The organism is Amycolatopsis sp. GM8 (assembly GCF_021653975.1).
In the GTDB taxonomy this organism is placed as follows: Bacteria; Actinomycetota; Actinomycetes; order Mycobacteriales; family Pseudonocardiaceae; genus Amycolatopsis_E.
The window spans coordinates 988,940-1,005,276 of sequence record NZ_JAJKFK010000003.1 but is presented as its reverse complement, the minus strand read 5'-3'; the positions used below and the strand labels follow the sequence as shown (position 1 = coordinate 1,005,276).

General features: G+C 69.9%; 17 protein-coding genes. 7 read left to right on the top strand and 10 right to left on the bottom strand.

Annotated features, from left to right (window positions below):
* Positions 1 to 11: 11 nt before the first annotated feature.
* Positions 12 to 1,070 carry a ketopantoate reductase family protein gene (locus tag LOZ83_RS18155; RefSeq protein ID WP_236791966.1) on the top strand — a complete coding sequence of 353 codons (1,059 nt, stop codon included), beginning with the start codon at positions 12 to 14 and terminating at the stop codon, positions 1,068 to 1,070.
* Positions 1,071 to 1,076: 6 nt separating this feature from the next.
* Here the strand turns inward: LOZ83_RS18155 and LOZ83_RS18150 are convergent, their stop codons facing one another.
* Both LOZ83_RS18150 and LOZ83_RS18145 read right to left on the bottom strand, forming a co-directional pair.
* On the bottom strand, positions 1,077 to 2,228 hold the full coding sequence (locus LOZ83_RS18150; protein WP_236791964.1) for an alpha-hydroxy acid oxidase: 1,152 nt from the start codon (positions 2,226 to 2,228) through the stop codon (positions 1,077 to 1,079).
* A 44-nt stretch (positions 2,229 to 2,272) separates the two neighbouring features.
* Positions 2,273 to 3,070, bottom strand: a complete 798-nt coding sequence (locus LOZ83_RS18145; protein WP_236791963.1) for an enoyl-CoA hydratase/isomerase family protein — start codon at positions 3,068 to 3,070, stop codon at positions 2,273 to 2,275.
* 226 nt (positions 3,071 to 3,296) lie between these two features.
* Here LOZ83_RS18145 and LOZ83_RS18140 point away from each other — a divergent pair, with 226 nt between their 5' ends.
* On the top strand, positions 3,297 to 4,034 hold the full coding sequence (locus LOZ83_RS18140; RefSeq protein ID WP_236791962.1) for a FadR/GntR family transcriptional regulator: 738 nt from the start codon (positions 3,297 to 3,299) through the stop codon (positions 4,032 to 4,034).
* Positions 4,035 to 4,044: 10 nt separating this feature from the next.
* On the opposite strand, the gene LOZ83_RS18135 is transcribed toward LOZ83_RS18140, so the two are convergent.
* Positions 4,045 to 5,580, bottom strand: coding sequence for a class I adenylate-forming enzyme family protein (locus tag LOZ83_RS18135; RefSeq protein ID WP_236791961.1), 1,536 nt, complete (start codon positions 5,578 to 5,580; stop codon positions 4,045 to 4,047).
* Between the two features lie 125 nt (positions 5,581 to 5,705).
* Positions 5,706 to 6,005 carry a hypothetical protein gene (locus LOZ83_RS18130; protein ID WP_236791960.1) on the bottom strand — a complete coding sequence of 100 codons (300 nt, stop codon included), beginning with the start codon at positions 6,003 to 6,005 and terminating at the stop codon, positions 5,706 to 5,708.
* A gap of 149 nt (positions 6,006 to 6,154) precedes the next feature.
* Here LOZ83_RS18130 and LOZ83_RS18125 point away from each other — a divergent pair, with 149 nt between their 5' ends.
* Positions 6,155 to 7,021, top strand: a complete 867-nt coding sequence (locus LOZ83_RS18125) for an alpha/beta fold hydrolase (RefSeq protein ID WP_236791959.1) — start codon at positions 6,155 to 6,157, stop codon at positions 7,019 to 7,021.
* Positions 7,022 to 7,036: 15 nt separating this feature from the next.
* On the opposite strand, the gene LOZ83_RS18120 is transcribed toward LOZ83_RS18125, so the two are convergent.
* From LOZ83_RS18120 to LOZ83_RS18095, 6 genes are all read right to left on the bottom strand, one after another.
* Positions 7,037 to 7,804, bottom strand: a complete 768-nt coding sequence (locus LOZ83_RS18120) for an enoyl-CoA hydratase-related protein (protein WP_236791958.1) — start codon at positions 7,802 to 7,804, stop codon at positions 7,037 to 7,039.
* A gap of 37 nt (positions 7,805 to 7,841) precedes the next feature.
* Entirely contained in the window at positions 7,842 to 8,372 is a 531-nt protein-coding gene (locus LOZ83_RS18115) for a DoxX family protein (protein WP_236791957.1), read from the bottom strand.
* 96 nt (positions 8,373 to 8,468) lie between these two features.
* Positions 8,469 to 9,452 (bottom strand): NADPH:quinone oxidoreductase family protein, encoded by a 984-nt coding sequence (locus LOZ83_RS18110; RefSeq protein WP_236791956.1) that lies wholly within the window; start codon positions 9,450 to 9,452, stop codon positions 8,469 to 8,471.
* 10 nt (positions 9,453 to 9,462) lie between these two features.
* A complete protein-coding gene (locus LOZ83_RS18105; protein ID WP_236791955.1) occupies positions 9,463 to 10,233 on the bottom strand; it encodes an SDR family NAD(P)-dependent oxidoreductase in 771 nt (256 codons plus the stop codon).
* Positions 10,230 to 11,267, bottom strand: a complete 1,038-nt coding sequence (locus tag LOZ83_RS18100) for a phosphotransferase family protein (protein WP_236791954.1) — start codon at positions 11,265 to 11,267, stop codon at positions 10,230 to 10,232. Before LOZ83_RS18100 ends, LOZ83_RS18105 begins: the two co-directional genes overlap by 4 nt.
* The gene (locus LOZ83_RS18095) at positions 11,264 to 12,553 is read right to left on the bottom strand and encodes an acyl-CoA dehydrogenase family protein (protein ID WP_236791953.1); all 1,290 of its coding nucleotides are present in this window, start codon (positions 12,551 to 12,553) and stop codon (positions 11,264 to 11,266) included. Before LOZ83_RS18095 ends, LOZ83_RS18100 begins: the two co-directional genes overlap by 4 nt.
* A 112-nt stretch (positions 12,554 to 12,665) precedes the next feature.
* Here LOZ83_RS18095 and LOZ83_RS18090 point away from each other — a divergent pair, with 112 nt between their 5' ends.
* The 4 genes from LOZ83_RS18090 to LOZ83_RS18075 all read left to right on the top strand — a co-directional run bounded on the left by LOZ83_RS18090 (position 12,666) and on the right by LOZ83_RS18075 (position 16,327).
* The gene (locus LOZ83_RS18090; protein WP_236791950.1) at positions 12,666 to 13,313 is read left to right on the top strand and encodes a TetR/AcrR family transcriptional regulator; all 648 of its coding nucleotides are present in this window, start codon (positions 12,666 to 12,668) and stop codon (positions 13,311 to 13,313) included.
* 99 nt (positions 13,314 to 13,412) lie between these two features.
* Entirely contained in the window at positions 13,413 to 14,318 is a 906-nt protein-coding gene (locus LOZ83_RS18085) for an LLM class F420-dependent oxidoreductase (protein WP_236792116.1), read from the top strand.
* A gap of 66 nt (positions 14,319 to 14,384) precedes the next feature.
* The gene (locus LOZ83_RS18080; RefSeq protein WP_236791949.1) at positions 14,385 to 15,437 is read left to right on the top strand and encodes an aldo/keto reductase; all 1,053 of its coding nucleotides are present in this window, start codon (positions 14,385 to 14,387) and stop codon (positions 15,435 to 15,437) included.
* Positions 15,434 to 16,327: an enoyl-CoA hydratase gene (locus LOZ83_RS18075; RefSeq protein WP_236791948.1), complete on the top strand. Its 894-nt coding sequence runs from the start codon at positions 15,434 to 15,436 to the stop codon at positions 16,325 to 16,327. The genes LOZ83_RS18080 and LOZ83_RS18075 overlap by 4 nt, the downstream gene beginning before the upstream one ends.
* Positions 16,328 to 16,337 lie beyond the last annotated feature (10 nt).

Genomic DNA, 16,337 nt, shown 5'->3' with positions numbered 1-16,337 from the left:
GCCGCGATTTCATGCGGACGTTGATCATCGGCGCCGGTGCCGTCGGCTCGACCCTCGGCGGCTACCTCGCCCGGGGCGGGCGTGACGTGACGATCGCGGACGGGTGGCCGCGGCACGTCGAAGCGGTGCGCGCCCGCGGGCTGCGGGTCGAGGCCGTCGAAGGGGACTTCGAGGTCGAACTGCCCGCCATTCACCTCGACGAGCTCGCCGGTTTCGGCCCGGCGGACCTGATCGTGGTCGCGAGCAAGTCCTACGACACCCGCATGATGGCCCTGCTCGCCCGGGAACACCTCCACGACGGCACCGTCGTGATGTCCGCGCAGAACGGCATGAACGACGCGTTGCTGGCGTCGGTCGTCGGGCATGATCGCGTCATCGCCTGTGTCGTGGCATTGGGGGCCGACCTCGTCGTGCCCGGTGTCGTCCGGCGCAGCAGCGAAACTTCAGTGACACCAGCGGTTTTCGGGCCGCTGTGGCCCGGCGCCGACGCCGGCGCGGCGGCCCGGATCCGTGACCACTTCCTGCCGCTCGGCGCGGTGAAGGCCGTCAACGACGCCTGGCCGGAACGCTGGGGCAAGCTGACGTTGAACTCGATGTCGAACGCGCTGGCGGGGCTGGCCGGGCACCGCTCCGACACGCTGTGGACCGAACCACTGAGCCTGGACGTGATCGTCGCACTCGGCCACGAGACGGCGATGGTGGCCGAGGCGGAGGGGATCGCGGCGGCACCGGTGCTCGGCCGGATCAGCCATGCGACGCTCCTGGAGGCCACCGCGACCTCCACGCCCGCCTGGCAGGAGGCGCTGGACCAGATGCGCCGGATCGGCGACGCGCGGCGCGGCCGCAAGAGCAACCGCGCCTCGCTGCTGCAGGACATCGAAAAGAAGCGGCGTACTGAAATCCACTATCTCAACGGCTGGATCGCCGGCCGCGGCGCCGAACTCGGCGTCGCGACCGGCACCCACCTGAGGATCGTGGAGGAACTCCGCAGCGTCGAGGCGGGTGAACGGCCGCCCGCTCTCGTCAACGTGGAGAAGCTCGCCGCCGAGGTCCGCGAGTGGTACGCCTGAGCGGCGTCACCACTCGCTGGGCACCCGGACGCAGTCGCGGCTGAGCTCGTCGATCGAGCGGCAACCCAGCAGTCCCATCGCGTTCTCGGTCTCGTCGTGCAGGATCTGCAGCACCCGCCGCACGCCGGCCTCGCCGCCGATCGCCAGCCCGTAGACGTAGGGCCGCCCGACGAGCACCGCGCGCGCACCGATCGCGAGCGCCTTGACCACGTCCGTCCCGCGCCGGACACCGCCGTCGATGAACACCTCGCCGCGGCCGCCGACGGCATCGACGACCTCGGGAAGCGCTTCGATGGTCGGGGGTACTCCGTCCAGTTGCCGCCCACCGTGATTGGAGACGACGACACCGTCGGCGCCCATCTCGATCATCCGGGCCGCCTCGTCACCGCGGAGGATGCCCTTGATGATCATCGGGCCGTTCCAGCGTTCCCGGACCAGCTTGAAATCGGCCTCGGTCACCGGTCGTATCGTGCTGGACAGCGCGCTGCCGGCGGCCTTGATCGACAACATCTTCGGGGAGAACCCGGCCGCCGTGCCGCGTCCGACGCTGCCGCGCAGGAAGTCCATCGACCAGCGTGGCCGGACCGCGCCGGCCGCGAGCAGCCGGGGGGTCATCTTGAGCGGCAGCGCGAAGCGGTTACGCACGTCCCGTTCGCGCAGTGCGCGCATCGTGGTGTCGACGGTGAGGCACAGCGCGTCGTACCCGGCGTCCGCGGCGCGGTCGACCAGTTCGACGGTCTCCGAGACATCCCCGGGCGGCAGGTAGAGCTGGAACCATTTCGGGCCGGTGGCCAGCTGGGCGACCGTCTCGAGTGGATAGCTGGAGACGGTGCTCAACGCGAACCCGGTCCCCATCGCACCGGCCGCGCGGGCCACCGCGAGCTCCGCTTCGCTGCTGGCCATCCGCTGGTAGCCCGCCGGGTCGAGCAGCACCGGCATCGACACCGGCTTGCCGAGGACCGTCGTGGTGACGTCGCGCTCGCTCACGTCCACCAGCGCCCGCGGGCGCAGCCGGATCCGCTCGTACGCGATCCGGTTGGCACGCAACGAAACCTCGTCGCCGGCACCGCCGGCGATGATGTCGAAGATCGGCCGGGGGAGCCGCCGCCGGGCCGCTCGCTCGACGTCGGCCAGATTGATCAGCCGCTCCAAACCCATCTGCTGTGTCCTTTCGCGATCGCGAGCAGTCGCCGCTTCGCCGGTTATCGATCCAGGAAGCGGGCCGCGCGGCGTTCTTTGGCCGCTGCCATGCCTTCGGCGTAGTCCTCGGTGGTTTTCAGCGCGGTCTGCTGGGCGAGTTCCGCTTCGAGTATCCGCTCGAGGTCGGCCAGGAGTGGCCGCCGCGTCTCCAGCTTCAGCAGCCGAGCGGGTTGTGGTGCCGCCTCGGCGAACGTTCGCGCCCGGGCCAGTGCGTCGTCGACGAGGCGTTCGGGTTCGGAGACGCCGTCGCACAGCCCGATCGCGAGCGCCTCCCGCGCGGGCACCGCGCGGCCCGACATCATCAGCTCGGTCGCCCGATGGCGGCCGACGAGATCGGGCAGCGTGCGGGTCAGCGCGAAGCCGGGGGTGTAGCCCAGCCGGGAGAAGTTGACCTGCGCCCGGGCGTCCGTGGCCATCTGCCGCCAGTCGGCGACCAGCGCGAGGCCCACCCCACCGCCGACCGCCGCGCCGTTGAGCGCCGCGACGAGCGGTTTCGGGAACGCGAAAAGCCGTGGTACCTCGCGGTAGAGGTCGGCCGTGGTCCACGCCGGGCCGCCCGGGTCGAACTTCGACGTGGCGCCGGCGCAGAAGTGGCGGTCCGCGGAGGAGAGCACCACGGCCCGGCAGTCCTTGTCCTCGGCGGCGGCCTCCAGCGTCTCCGCCAGCTCGCACAGCAGCCGCAGGTCGAGCGGATTGCGGCCGTCACCGTGCATCTCGACGTGCTGGACATGCTCCGGTGCGCGGCGCACCGTGAGTCGTCCGGAGCGCGTCGCGCCGTCCGGCATGACGGCGTCAGTCATGTCGGCCGCCTGAGTGGACCACGGAGAACAGGATCATATATAGGAAACACTACTTCGCCCCTACCTGGTGGTCAATGCTGATCTGCCCCTAATGAGGATCCCCGTCAGGTGATCACGCGTCACGGCCGGACAGCTGCCGGGCTCCGCGGGTCCGGGCTGCGATACCCTTCATCCCCACGTCGCGGGGCCGGACGGCCGTCCCGCGCGCAACTTTTCGAGGATGTCGATGACCGAAGCGATCGAGAGTGGTGATCGCCGCAAGCGTGCCGAGTTGATCGCCGAGGAGATCGAGTCCCGGATCGTCGACGCCGGGTGGCCGATCGGGCAGATCATCGGTTCGGAAACGTCGCTGATCGACGAATTCGAGGTGAGCCGCGGCGTCCTCCGCGAGGCGGTCCGGCTGCTCGAACACCACAGCACGGCGTACATGCGGCGCGGCCCGGGTGGCGGGCTGGTCGTCACCGCGCCCGAGGCGGGAGCCGTCCGCCGGGCGGCGGCGCTGTACCTGCGTTACCGGCGGGCGGACGTCAACACCCTGGTCGAGGCCCGCCGGGTGCTGGAGCTCAACTGCCTGGATCTGGTGGCGCAGCGCATCCGGGACCCGCAGGTCGTCACCCGGCTCGGCCGGGTGCTGGACGCCGAGGTGGGGGCCACGAAGGCGGCCGGATCGACGAGGTACCTCCGCGGTTTCCACCTCGAACTCGCGAGCCTGAGCGGAAACCCGGCCATCGGCCTGTTCGCCGAGATCCTGATGGAGCTCCAGTCCGACTTCACCGACGAACCCCGGCGGGCACCCACCGATCAGGCGGCACTGGCCAAGGACGCCAATGCCAGTCATCGGGCACACCGCGCGATCTACCGGGCGCTGATCGAAGGGGACCCCGATCGCGCCCGGTCCGCGATGAGCAAGCACCTGACCGCGATCTCCACCTGGACCGCCGAGCACGCCTACCACCTCGAGTGACGCGTGGCGGCTACCGGGCCTGGGAGACCGCGACTTCCTTCCTCAGTTCGCGGCGCAGGATCTTGCCCGACGCCGTACGCGGGATGTCGCTGACCATGATCAGCCGCGAGGGCACCTTGTAGGTGCTCAGCTTGGTGGCCAGCCAGGTGCGGATCTCCTCCTCGGTCGCCGGCTCCCGCAGCACTACGAACGCGACCGGAGTCTCGCCCCGCCGCTCGTCCGGAGCCCCGACGACCGCACAGTCCGACACCGCCGGGTGCGCCAGGATCGTCGATTCCAGTTCGGCGGGCGCGACCTGCAGTCCCGACACCTTGATGAGGTCCTTCAGCCGGTCGGTCAGGACCAGCCAGCCGCCGGGTTCGACCCGCCCGATGTCGCCGGTCCGCAGCCAGCCGCCGTCGAGGAAGACCTCCGCATTGGCCTCCTCGGGCAGGTAGCCGATCATGCGGGCGGGACTCCGCGCGATGATCTCACCCTCGGTGCCCGGCGGGACGTCCTGCAACGTGTCCGGGTCGATGATCCGGACCTCGCAGTCCGAGCGCGGCACGCCGACGGAGTCGACCCGGCACAGTTCGGGGCTCTCCGCCGGGTTGCAGTGCAGGCCGAGCAGTTCCGTCATGCCGTAGCCGATCACCCAGTGCAGGCCGGTCCGCTCGGTCACGATCTTCGCGATCGACTCGTTCACCGCCGTCGCGCACCAGACCAGGACGCGGACCGAGGACACGTCGAACGATTCCAGTCCGGGCAGCGCCGCGATCTTCTGCGCGATCGGCGCCACGATCATGGAGTGGGTGATCTGCTCCCGCTGCATCTCCGCCGCGATCGATTCGGCGTCGTTGGCCGTCGTGAGGTGCAGGGTCGCCCCGGCCATCGCCGACCCGATGATGGTCGAGGCACCGAACCCGGTGAACAGGGGCAGCGGGAACTGCTGGCGATCGGCGAACCGCAGCCGGATCGCCGACTTCCAGTTGATCACCGAGGCGCCGAGCGAGTAATGGCTGTGCCGGACGGCCTTGGGCAGCCCGGTGGTGCCGGAACTGAAGAAGAGCATGGCCTCGTCCTGCTCCCACCGCCGCTCCGCGGATTCGATGGGTTCGGCGCTGTGGCCGTGGATCGCACCCCAGAAGGTCCCGCTCGTCTCCGGGTCGATGGTCCACAGTGGACAGCCCGTCGTCTCGGCCGCGACGCGGGACACCTGATCGGTGATGATCAGCTTCGGGTTCGTCAGCGCGACGCTCTTGGCGAGCTCCTCCGCGTTCCAGCGGGGGTTCACCACGACGATCGCACCGCCCGCGCGGAGGATGCCGAAGAGCGTGATCGGCCACTCGATCCCGTTGGCCGCCGCCATCATGACGCGGTCGCCGGGGCGGAATCCGGCCGCCAGGAACGCCCGCGCGAGCGAGTTCGCCATGGCGTCGAGCTCGCGGAACGAGATCGACTGCTCACCGCTGACGACGGCGGTGCTCTCGGGATGGCGATCGGCGGTGACCACGAGATGGTCCGCCAGGTTGCGCCGCGGGTAGTACAGAGACGGCCGGGGGATCAACGTTCTCCTCCTCTGCTGAGGGACAGGCGCCGGGACGCACGTCCGCCGGCGTCCGCGCCATAAAGGATCCTATAACAAAGAGCAGCCTGAATGCTGCCGCGAATCGATCGCCGCGGCACGGCCGTTCAGTCCGATGCCGGCAGGGCTTTCGCCGCCTTCTGGGTGAGTTCCCGGCTGTCCACGGTCAACGGGCCGGGCCCGGCCTTCGTGCACAGGACCTCGATGCCGCTTTCGTCATCGGTGTAACGCTTGCCCAGCAGGATCGAGGGGCCGTCGGCGGGCTCCGCCGCGGCCTGCGTCGCGCCGGGCGCGAGCATTTCCGCGCCGGCGCACATCAGCACCGCCGGGCCGTCGGATCCCTTGACGACGATGACCTCGCACGTCGAATTCCTGCCGCGCAACCGGGTACCAGGCCGCAAGCTCATCCCGTCCTCCTTGACCACGAGCACCAACGCTGGCGATAAGCCATACCGTAATTGATACAGTACAAGTATCCAAGGATTGGTCGCAGTTGTCGAACCCGAGGGGCTTTCATGAGTATACGGACGAATTCGGCCGGCAAGGTGTGCCCGGCATGACCCTGATCGAGCCCGCGGTGAAGCGGATCCCAGCGGCAGGGGTCGAGGTGGTGGCCGAGGACTACCAGGTCGACACGCCCAGGGGCACCGTGGTGTTCCTGCACGGCGGAGGCCAGACGCGCCATTCATGGAAGGGCTCGGCCGGGAGATTGGCGCGGTCCGGGTGGCACACCCTTTCCCTCGACGCGCGCGGTCACGGCGACAGCGGCTGGGCCCCGGACGGCGACTACTCGGTGGACGCTCTCGTGGCCGATCTCGCGGCGGTGGTCGCCCGGCTCGGCGAAGACGGTGGGATTCCGCCGGTGCTCGTTGGTGCGTCCATGGGCGGCCTGACGTCGCTGGTGGCCGTAGGCGAGGGGCGGGTGGCCGCGCGCGCACTCGTGCTCGTCGATGTCGCACCGCGGATCGAACCCGCCGGCGCCGAGCGGATCAGCGCGTTCATGCACCGCCATACCGACGGTTTCGCGACGCTGGAGGATGTGGCCGCGGCCGTGTCCGACTACAACCCGCACCGGGCGCGCCCCGCCAGTCTCGACGGCCTGCGCAAGAACGTGCGCCAGGCCGAGGACGGGCGCTGGTACTGGCACTGGGATCCTGCCTTCATCCAGCGGCCGACCGAAGGTGACGTCCGCACCATCGGCGACGAGGTGCGCATGCGCGACGCGGCCCGCCATATCCGGATCCCCACGCTTCTCGTCCGCGGCGTGCAGTCCGATGTGCTCACCGAGGACGGGGTGCGTGACTTCCTGTCGCTCGTACCCCATGCGCGCGCCGTCGACGTCACCGGCACCGGTCATATGGTCGCCGGTGACGACAACGACGTGTTCAGTGCCGAGGTCGGGCGGTTCCTCGACACCGTGTGACCCGGAAGGGCCGGGTCACCGGCCCTTCCACTGCGGTTCGCGCTTCTCCGCGAAAGCGCGGGCGCCTTCGATCGCGTCCTCGCTTTGGAACACCTTCGCGTGCTCGCTCTCCTGTGCCGAGCGCGCCGCGGCGACGCCGTCGGTGAACGCCACCCGCATCAGTTTCTTCGTCGCGAGGACGCCCAGCGGGCCGTTCTCGCCGATGCGCTTGGCGACCTCCAGCGCGGCGTCGAGCACCTCCTCGGCCGGCACGACCCGGTTGACCAGGCCCAGCTCGTACGCCCGCGCGGCGTCGATGAGATCGCCGGTCAGGCCGAGTTCGAGCGCGATCCCGAGCGGGATCCGGCCGGGCAACGTGGTCCCGCCACCGGCCGCGTACAGGCCGCGCTTGACCTCGGGGAGCCCGAACTTCGCCTTGTCCGATGTGACCACGATGTCGCAGTTGAGCAGGAGCTCCCACCCGCCCGCGACCGCGGTCGCGTTGGCGGCGCCGATGATCGGCTTGGGGTAGCGGCCCTGGCTGAACATCGTGAAATGCGTGGTGTCGGCGGCCGGCCCGGCCCCCTGGGAGCGCGCCGCGAAGGCTTTCAGGTCCATCCCGGCGCAGAACGCCCGGTCACCCGCGCCGGTCAGCACGATCGCGCGCACCGCGTCGTCGTCGAGGCACTCGCGGAACGCGATCGAGAGGTCGGCCATCAGCTCCGGGCTCAGCGCGTTGCGCTGGTCCGGCCGGTTGAGCGTGAAGACCTCGACAGAACCTTCACGACGGCGTAACAGATCCATGGCGGTGGTGCCTTCCGGTGAGAATTTCGGCGGAGCGTCAGGCTTTCTTGGGTTCGGGACGGCTCCAGAACGTGGCCAGCTGCCCGGCCGCGCCGCCGACGCCGACCAGTGCGGTGACCAGGGCGCGGGTCAGCGGCGAGCCGATCTTGTCGGCGCCCAGGGCGCGGTCGAGGCTGAACCGGCCGCTGCCCAGTGCCGACAGGGCGGTGGCGGTGGCACTGATGAAGGCGACGTACTCCCAGCCCTCGGAGACGATGAAGTAGCCGTTCGGGCGGTGCACGGTCTGGTAGGCCACGCCCATGGTGCCCACGATCGCGGCGGTGCTCAGCGGGGTCAGCGCGCCCGCGGCGACGGCGGCGCCGGAGCCGATTTCGACGACCGAGCTCAGCTGGGCCTGCAGCCGGGGCTGCCGGAACCCGATCGAGGAGAACCAGCCCGCCGTGCCGTCGAGAGTGCGGCCGTGCCGCACGCCGTGCGCGATCATCGTGCCGGCGAGGGCGCCCCGGAGGATCAGCCTGGCGAGGTCCCCACCGGACGATTGGCGGCGGGATTGCTTGCGGTTCTTCACTTCGTCCTCCCCATGCCGGCCTTCAGATTTTGCAGTAAGGCTTACGACAATAACTTCGGTAAATTATCATCGGAGCACGGGTCGGGACAACGGCGATCAGGTGCGGGCGTTCATGGTGATGACCAGCTTGCCGATCGCCCGCCGGTCGCGCACGGCGGCGAGCGCGTCCGCGACTTCGCGCAGGGCGTAGCGCCCGCCGATGTGCGGCCGGAGCCGCCCGGCGCGGAAATGCCCGAACAGTTCGTCCTCGTCGCGCCGGGCGTCGTCGGGGCGGTGTTCGGCGAACGTGCGGATCTCCATGCCGCTCACGGTCACGCCCTTGAGCAGCACGAGATTGAGCGGGATGGCGGGGATCTCGGAACTGGCGAACCCGAGGCAGACGAAGCGGCCGCCCCACCTCATCGCGCGCAGCGCCGGTTCGCTGTACTGCCCGCCGACCGGGTCGAGCACCACGTCGGCGCCGCCCCCGGTGAGCTCCTTGATCCGCTCCTTGAGGTTCTCGCGGCTGTAGTCGATCGTCTCGTGCGCGCCGCGTTCCCGGCAGATGGCCGCCTTCGCGGGGGTGGAGATGGCGGCGACCACCCGCGCGCCCAGGACGGCCGCGACCTCGACGGCGGCCAGGCCGACACCGCCGGCCGCGCCGAGCACCACCACCTGGTCGCCAGGTCGCACCGCGGCGACGCTGCGGACGGCGTGATAGGCGGTGAGATACGTGACCCGGAAGGCGGCCGCCTCGGCAAAATCGGCGTCCGCGGGCACCGGCCACAGCGCGCCGGCGCGCACGGCGATCCGCTCGGCGAACGCGCCGATCGCCGCGGTGCCCGCGACCCGGTCGCCCGCCGCCAGGCCGGTGACGCCGGGACCGGCCTCGCGGACCGTCCCGGCGAACTCCGAGCCCGGGGTCAGCGGGAGCGGCCAGCGGACCTGGTAGCCGCCGTTCATGATCAGCAGGTCCGGGTAGTTCACCGCGGCGGCGGCGATCTCGACCACCACCTCGCCCGGCCCGGCCACCGGATCGTCGACCTCTTGCACCCGCAGGTTCTCGACCGGCCCGTAGGCGATGACCCGGGCTGCCTTCATCGGCATCTCCTCACAGCGTCCGGAACGCCCCACCGTCGGCGAGGATCTGCGCACCGTTGATGTAACTCGAGGCGTCGGACGCGAGGTACACGCACAGCCCGACGAGATCCTCGGGCCGGCCGATGCGCCCCATCGGGTTGCTCTCCCCGCTCCGCTGCTTCTGCTCGGGCGACCACGCCTTGGTGACGTCGGTGTCGAACGCACCCGGGAGCACGAGATTCGCCCGCACCTTCGGCGCCCACGCCCCGGCCAGCCCGAGCGTCATCGCGTTGAGCCCGGCCTTCGCCATCGCGTACGGCAGGTCGATCACATGCGGCCGCAACGAGCCGGCCGTCGAGACGTTGATGATCGACCCGCCGTCACCGGCGTGCATCCGCGACCCGAACAGCGTCGCCAGCCGGAACGGCCCCTTGGCGTTGACGGCGTGCGTCTTGTCGTAGAGCGCCTCGGTGACCGACACGAGATCGGGGTAGAGCGGCGACATCCCGGCGTTGTTCACGAGCACGTGGCAGGCGCCGAAAGCGTCGTAGACGGCGTCGACGAGGCGGTCACAGTCGTCCCAGTGGCTGACGTTGAGCTCCAGCCCCACCGCGCGGCGCCCGGTGGCCTGCTTGATCTCGTCGGCCGCGGCCTGGCACACGGCGAGCTTGCGGCTCGCGACGACGACGTCGGCACCCGCCGCGGCGAGGCCGCCGGCGACGGCCCGGCCGATGCCCCGGCTGCCGCCGGTGACAACCGCGACCTTGCCCGACAGGTCCAGCCACTCCGCGGGCCCGTTCACGCGGCACCCCGGTAGTCACTCGTGGCCGCGAGTTCGGCGGCCCCGGCCATCAGGTCCAGCACCGTCTTGCCGAACGACAGCAGCTTCGGGTCGTCGCCGGCGCGCTGGTAGCCCTGCTCCAGCACGATCGCGAGCTTCCATTTCGCGAGCACCTGGTAGTAGTCCATGTCGTCGACCTGGCGGCCGGAGCGCTCGGCGTAGTACTCGATCAGCTTGGTGCGGCTGGGCATCCCGGTGAGGTCGACGTAGCCCTTCGAGCCGTGGGTCGCGGTGTCCTCGGGCCAGGAGTGCATGAGCCAGCCGAGGTCGAGCTTCGGATCGCCGACGGTGCCCATTTCCCAGTCGATGATCGCGGCGAGCCGCGCCGGCGCCCCGTGGTGGTACATGACGTTCGCGAACTGGTAGTCGCCGTGCATGATGCCGGGCACGAAGTCGAGGGGACGGTGCTCGGCGAGCCAGCGGGTCGCCTCGTCGTAACCCGGCACCTCGCGGGCCCGGACGCGCTCGTAGAACCTGGTCCAGCGTGATACCTGGCGGTCGTGGAACCCGTCGGGGCGGCCGAGATCACCGAGACCACGCGCCTGCCAGTCGACGGCGCCCAGCAGCACGACGCCCTCGACCAGTTGCTCGGCCAGCCCGGGGCGGGTGGACAGATCCTGGTCGAACGGCGCGGGCCAGGTGTCCCCGCCGACCGGTGACCAGCCGTCGACGAAACCCATGAGATAGAACGGCCGGCCCAGCACGGAGGCGTCGGAACACATCCCGATCGCCGGGGTGTGCGGCACGTCGGTGCCGTCGAGCGCTTCGGTGATGCGCCACTCGCGCAGGATGCCTTCGTCGCGCGAAGCCGGCGCGCTCGCGGGCGGGATGCGCAGCGCCGCGTGCAGGTCCCCGCGGCGGATCTCGAAGATCTCGTTCTGGCTGCCGCCGGAGATGAAGCTCCATTCCAGCGGAGCGCCCTTCCCGGGAAGCCCGGCACTGTCCATCCAGGACGCGAGCGCGAACGCGTCGAGCCGGGTGTCCGTGGCGGTCATCGGGTGGTCTCCTTTCCGAGCAGTTCGGCCTCGGCCTGGGCGCGCACGGTCGGGAGGTGCTCGGTCGGCCAGAGCCCGGGGGCGGGGGAGTACTCGCGCAGCAGTTGCCTGGCGACGGTGCCCTGGTGCACCTCGGTGGGCCCGTCGGCCAGCGCCAGCGACATGCCCGCGAGGTAGAACCGCAGCAGCGGCAGGTCGTAGGTCGTGCCGAGCGCGCCGTGTACCTGGATGGCGCGGCGGGCGACCGCTTCCAGCACCCGCGGGGTCTGCACCTTGATCGCCGCGATGTCCTTGCGGACCCGGTTGTAGTCGTTGTACTTGTCGATCTGCCAGGCGGTGTACATGACGAACAGCCGGAACTGCTGGATCTCCAGATAGGAGTCGGCGAGCATCGCCTGCACGGCGCCCTTGCGGCTGAGCGGTTCGCCCTTGGTGGTACGGGACAGGGCGCGCTCGGCCATCATGTCGAGGCAGCGCTGCGCCCCGCCGACCGAACGCATCGCGTGGTGCACGCGCCCGCCGCCGAGCCGCGTCTGGGCGACGCCGAACGCGTCACCCTCGGCGCCGAGCAGGGCCGACGACGGCACGCGAACGTCCTTGTAGTGGATGAGCGCTTCGGCGCCGTCATCCGGTTGCTCGCCCGCGTGCGCCAGGTTGCGCTCGATGTCGATACCCGGGGTCTCCGCCGGGACGAGGAACATCGACATCCGCTTGTTCACCGGCGCGCCGGGGTTGGTGACCGCCATGACGATGAAGAAGCTCGCCCAGCGCGCGTTGGAGGAGAAGAACTTGGTGCCGTTGATGACCCACCCGTCCCCGTCCCGCTCCGCGTGGGTCACGAACACACCGGGGTCGGCGCCGCCCTGAGGCTCGGTCATCGAGAAGCACGACACGATGTCGCCTTCGAGCAACGGTTCGAGATAGCGCGCCTTCTGCTCCGGCGTGCCGTAGTGGGCGATGATCTCCGCGTTACCGGTGTCGGGCGCCTGCGTGCCGAAGATGCGTGGGCCCCAGATCGACTTGCCGAGGATCTCGTTGAGCATGGCCAGTTTCAGCTGGCCGTAGCCCTGGCCGCCCAGTTCGGGGCCGAGGTGGCAGGCCCACATCTTCTTGTCCCGCACCGTTTGCTTCAGCGGGTCGATCACCCGGCGCTGCTCGTCGGTCAGGGGCCGGTACGTGTCGTGCGGCCACAAGGCGTCCAGTTTGTACACCTTGTCGGCGACGAACGCTTCGGCCCATGCCAGCAGCTCGGCGAAATCGGGTTCGACGGTGAAGTCCCAGGTCATGACGGCTCCTGTACGGCACAGTAGTGATACCAGCAGAATAGGCATACTCTGTACCGAGAATCAACATTCTGCATAGCCAGGATGCTGATTACGCACTCCTTGGAGGATGTCCATGTCGCTGCCCGCAGAGGCCGCCGAGAGCCCCGATCCGGCCGTCCGCGTCGCGGTCGACCGCGCGCTGTCCAAGCGGCGCGGCGATGCCCAGCGGGAGGTGGAGGACATCCTCGACGCCACCCTGCGGGTGGCCGCGCGGTCGGCGCCCAGCGCGCCGCGGGTGGCCGACATCGTCGCCGAGGCGGGCACGTCCAACCAGGCTTTCTACCGTTATTTCAGCGGCAAGGACGAGCTGCTGCGGGCGGCGCTCGAGCGCGGCACCGACCGGGTGTACAGCTACCTCGCGCACCGGGTCGCGAAGGCGTCCGATCCGGCCGAACAGGTCGAGGCCTGGGTGCGCGGCGTGCTCGCGCAAGTCATCGACCACACCGCGGCGCGGCAGAGCCGGGCCATCATCAGCAACCTCGGGGAACAGGCGGTCGCCGAAGCCGGCGCGGGCGGTCTCGGCGGTGTGCGCGACCTGCTGCGCGCGGCCGTGCGAGCGGCGGGAAGCCGCCACGTCGACCTGGATACGGGCGCCGTCTTCGACCTCACCTTCGCCGCGCTCAGGCGCCACGCCCAGGACGGCACCGCGCCGACCCCCGCGGAATGCACCCACCTCGTACGGTTCTGCCTGGCCGCGATGGGTATCGCCGGTGGCGGCTGAGCAGACTCGCCGAGAGGATTGTGGTAGAGCTATCGGTAGACGTGACGTGATGCACTGGATGGTTCCGCCGACCCGTGAGACGATCCGCCGGTGAGGTTCATGGTCGAATACCCACTCCGGTCCGCGGTCGAGAACGGTGCGTGGCTGAATCCCGCGAACATCGCGGAATTCGCCAGAGTCGCGGAGGAGGCGGGTTTCGACGCCGTCTTCCTCACCGACCATCCGGCGCCGTCGCGCAAGTGGCTCGACGGCGGTGGCCACGAGACCCTCGATCCCTTTGTGGGTCTCGGGTTCCTCGCCGCGGCGACGTCGACGATCCGCGTGATGACCTACCTGACGGTCGTCCCGTTCCGGAACCCGATCCTGCAGGCGAAATCGATGACGTCGGTAGACGTGCTTTCCGGCGGCCGGGCGATTTTCGCGCTGGGGACCGGGTATCTCCGGTCCGAGTTCGCCGCGCTCGGCGTCGACATGGACGAGCGCAACGAACTGTTCGACGAAGCCATCGAGGTCATGCGCGGACTCTGGGCGAATCCCGAGGAATTCCACTACGAAGGCCGCCATTTCAAGGCCATCGGCGTCACGCTCGCCCCGAAACAGGTCCAGGACCCGCACCCGCCACTGTGGCTCGGCGGCAACGCGAAAATCGTGCGCGACCGGGTCGCCGCGTGGGGCCAGGGCTGGGCGCCGCTGCTCGGCGGCGTCAGCACCCGCACCACCCGGACGCGGGCGATCGAGTCCGACGCCGAACTGGGTGTCCTGATCCGGCAGATCAAGGACGCGATGGCGGCGAACGGGCGCGACGCGGAGTCACTCGACGTCGCTTGCGGCGGTACCCGCCCGGTGCCGCTCGACGCGAGCAGCGACCAGTTCCTCGACCACTACGGGAGTTTGCGCGAAATCGGGGTGACCTGGACGCAGGTCCCGCTCGCCTCGATGTCCTTCCCCGAGACGCTGCAGCGGCTGCGGAGCTTCGGCGCCGACGTGATCGCGAAGTCCCGCTGACGCACAAACCGTATTCCGTACGGTAGTATTCACGAGAACGGCGAGAGCGGCCGGAGGAGTTCGGAGATGGAGCTGCGCGGGCTGGGTGACACCGGTGTGCGGGTGTCGACCTTGTGCCTCGGCACGATGATGTTCGGCTCCATCGGCAATCCGGACATCGGCGACTGCGTGCGCATCGTGCACCGGGCGCTGGACGCCGGGATCACCTTCATCGACACCGCCGACGTCTACTCCCGCGGCGAGAGCGAGCAGATCCTGGCGCGGGCGCTCAAGGGCCGCCGCGACGACGTCGTCCTCGCCACCAAGTTCTTCCACCCGATGAGCAAGGACCCGAACCACCGCGGCGGTTCCCGGCGCTGGATCATGCGCGCCGTCGAGGACTCGTTGCGGCGGCTGGAGACCGACTACATCGACCTGTACCAGATGCACCGGTTCGACGAGCACACCGACCTCGACGAGACCCTGGGCGCCCTCACCGACCTGGTCACCCAGGGCAAGGTCCGGCTCGTCGGATCGTCGACCTTCCCGGCCGAGCGGATCGTCGAGGCGCAGTGGACCGCCGAGCGCCGCGGGCACGTGAAGCTGCGCTGCGAGCAGCCGCCGTACTCGATCTTCGTGCGCGGCATCGAGCGCGACGTGCTACCCACCGCACAGCGCTACGGGATGGGCGTCATCGTCTGGAGCCCCCTCAACGGCGGCTGGCTCACCGGCAAGTACCGCCACGGCAGGCCGGCGCCCGAGGGGTCCCGGATGCAGCGGTCCGGCCGCGGGGCGTGGCGGTTCGACGGGCCCGGCGCCGAGCGGAAACTGGAGCTGGTGGAGGACCTGATCAAGATCGCGGAGCAGGCCGGCACGGACCTGATCACGCTCGCGATCGCGTTCACCCTCCGGCATCCCGGCGTGACGTCCGCGATCATCGGGCCCCGCACGCCGGAGCAACTCGAAAGCCAGCTCGGCGCGGCAGAATTCGTTCCGGACCCCGGTGTCCTGGACGCGATCGACGCCCTCGTCCCCGCCGGGCACACCGTCACGGTCGCCGACCTTGCCGCCGAGCCACTCGCGCTGCGGACGGAAGCGCGACGACGAACAACGACAACGCCGTCAGGAGACGCCTCATGAGCGAGTACACCTACATCACCTACGAGACACTGGACGAGGGCACGATCGCCCGCATCACCCTCAACCGCCCGGAGGCGCGCAACGCGCAGAACCGCGGGATGCTCGTGGAGCTGAACGACGCGTTCCTGGCCGCCGAGGCCGACGACACCGTCCGGGTCGTGATCCTGCGCGGCGCGGGGAAGATGTTCACCGCCGGCCACGACATGGGTTCGGCCCTGTCGGTCGCCGAGCGCGAGCCGGGCCCGGACCAGCACCCGTCGTACGCGATCAACGGTGGCACCCGGCCCAGGGCCGAGGCGCGGATGACCCAGGAGTGGCACTACTTCTTCCGGAACACGTTGCGGTGGCGGGATCTGCGCAAGATCACCATCGCCGAGGTGCACGGCAAGGTGTACGCGGCGGGCCTGATGCTGATGTGGGCCTGCGACCTGATCGTCGCGGCCGAGGGCACCGAGTTCGCGGACGTGGTCGGGACCCGGCTGGGCATGTGCGGTGTCGAGTACTTCGGCCACCCGTGGGAGTTCGGGCCGCGCAAGGCCAAGGAGCTGATGCTGACCGGGGACTCGATCGACGCCGAGGAGGCGCATCGCCTGGGCATGGTCGGCAAGATCTTCCCGGCGAACACGCTGTCCGACCGCACTGTCGAGTTCGCGCAGCGGATCGCGAAGATCGACACGATGGCGGCGCTGCTCATCAAGGAGTCGGTGAACCAGACGGTCGACAACATGGGCTTCACCAACGCGCTCAACGCCTGTTTCAGCATGCACCAGCTCAACCACAGCTCGTGGGCCGAGCGGACCGGGGGATACCCCGCCGGGACGCCGGAGCTCGGGGTGCCGGCCTGGAACCAGGCACCGCCGGTCAAGCCCGCCGTCGTCAGCGAACCGTAGACACAGAAAC